At 62.5% G+C, this 2,282-nt stretch carries 2 protein-coding genes; both read left to right on the plus strand.

Features of this window, described 5'->3' with window-relative positions:
* Positions 1-658: prolyl aminopeptidase (gene pip, locus H7290_RS20575; protein WP_290515886.1), on the plus strand; the 658-nt coding region annotated here is incomplete at its 5' end.
* 100 nt (positions 659-758) lie between these two features.
* Positions 759-2,282: N,N-dimethylformamidase beta subunit family domain-containing protein (locus tag H7290_RS20580; RefSeq protein ID WP_366927663.1), on the plus strand; the 1,524-nt coding region annotated here is incomplete at its 3' end.

Raw genomic sequence — 2,282 nt, forward strand, 5'->3', positions numbered from 1 at the left:
ACAATACCTGCGGATCGACCGTTGGTTGGTATTCGGCGGGTCCTGGGGCAGCACGCTGGCGCTCGCCTATGCGCAGACGCATCCGAGTCGAGTGTCTGAACTCGTGCTGAGGGGCATTTTCACGCTCCGCAAGTCAGAGCTCGACTGGTTCTACGAGGGCGGCGCACAGGCAGTCTTCCCCGATGCCTGGGAGGGTTTCCTTGCTCCCGTTCCAGTCGAGGAGCGCAATATGCTGATTCAGGCATACTCACGGCTGCTGAATAATCCGGATCCCGCGATCCATGGGCCGGCCGCTGTGGCGTGGTCGGTTTGGGAGGCACCCACCATCACGCTGTTGCCCACGCCGAACGTGGTGTCCACCTTTTCTGACCCGCGCTATGCGCTGGCCTTCGCCCGAATCGAAAACCACTACTTCGTCAATCGTGGTTTTTTCGACGACGGCCAACTGATCCGTGATGCACACCTGATCGCAGACATTCCCGGCGTGATCATTCAGGGTCGATATGACATCTGCACTCCCGCAGTGACCGCCTGGGATCTGCACCGCGTTTGGCCGGAGGCGCAATTTGTGATGGTGCCGGATGCGGGCCACGCGTTCGATGAACCGGGCATCCTCTCCGCGCTTATCGATGCGACCGATCGATTCGCGGAAATCTGACGCCGTCCGCAAGTCCAGCGTGCCCCCAATAAGGGGGACATTGGGAGCGTTTCCTCCTCCGCGCTAAACGGTACGTATCTGATTGTGCGATACTTTCCCCGTGCGATATACCCGAATTTCGCACCATTCCGGCGTACCCGAGCGCCGCGTCCTGTGGATCCTGGCCGCTCTCGGCACTGCCCTCATAATGGTGCTTTCCCTGCTCCTGGTCACCGACGTCACCCGCGTCAGTGCTGCTTCTACCTGCGCGATCGGGGTGAACACGATCGCCTGTGAGAACAGCAAACCGGGAACGGATCCGTCTGTCTGGGATATCAACGGAGCCGGCGACTCGAGCATCCAGGGCTTCTCGACCGATGTCAGCGTGAACGTCGGCGCGAGCGTCGACTTCAAGATCGACACCACCGCTAGCGCGTACTCGATCACCATCTTCCGCACCGGCTACTACCAGGGGCTCGGTGCGCGCCAGATCGCCACCGTCACGCCGTCTGCCACTCTGCCGCAGACCCAACCGCAGTGCGTCACCGATATCACGACCGAGCTTTACGATTGCGGCAACTGGGGCGTCTCGGCATCCTGGAACGTGCCCACGGATGCCGTCTCCGGCGTGTACTTCGCCCTGCTCAAACGAACCGACACCGGCGGCGAGAGCCAGATCACTTTCGTCGTTCGCGATCTCGCGAGCCACTCGGCAGTGCTCTTCCAGACCTCCGATCCCACGTGGCAGGCCTACAACACCTACGGCGGCTCCGACTTCTACCAGGGCGCGGCGAACGGTCGTGCCTACAAGATCAGCTACAACCGCCCGGTCACCACCCGCGCCCAGAATTCGGGTCGCGACTTCTACTTCTCCCACGAATACGCGATGGTGAGGTTCCTCGAGAAGAACGGTTACGACGTCAGTTACTTCAGCGGCGTGGACACCGACCGGTTCGGGTCCAACCTCACCAATCACAGCGTGTTCCTCTCCGTGGGTCACGACGAGTACTGGTCGACAGGCCAGCGGGCGAATGTCGAGGCCGCGCGCAATGCCGGCGTCAACATGCAGTTCCTCTCCGGCAACGAGGCCTACTGGCACACGCGCTACGAGAACTCGTCGACGAGCGGCACGAGCATGTCCTACCGCACTCTCGTCTCGTACAAGGAGACGTGGGCCCAGAAGAAGCTCGACACCAGCTCGCCGGTGTGGACCGGCACCTGGCGCGACCCCCGGTTCGCCTCGCAGGCCAACGGAGCCGGACTGCCGGAGAACGGTCTCACCGGCACCGAATACATGGCGAACTTCAGCGACCTCCCGGTGACGGTGAGCGCGACCGAGGGCAAGACGCGGCTGTGGCGCAACACCACGCTCACGTCCCTTGCCGCCGGATCGACCCAGGCGCTCGCCAGCCACACCATCGGCTATGAGTCGAATGAGGATGTCGACAACGGCTTCCGTCCCGTCGGACTCATCCGCCTGTCCACCACAACGGGGCCGACCCAGCAATACCTGCAGGACTACGGCACCAACGTTCTGGCAGGCACTACCACTCACCATGTGACGCTGTATCGCGCTCCCAGCGGCGCGCTTGTCTTCTCGGCCGGATCGATCCAGTGGACCTGGGGACTCGACCAACAGCATGAC

Origin of the sequence: Aeromicrobium sp. (assembly GCF_014378035.1) — a bacterium.
In the GTDB taxonomy this organism is placed as follows: Bacteria; Actinomycetota; Actinomycetes; order Propionibacteriales; family Nocardioidaceae; genus Aeromicrobium.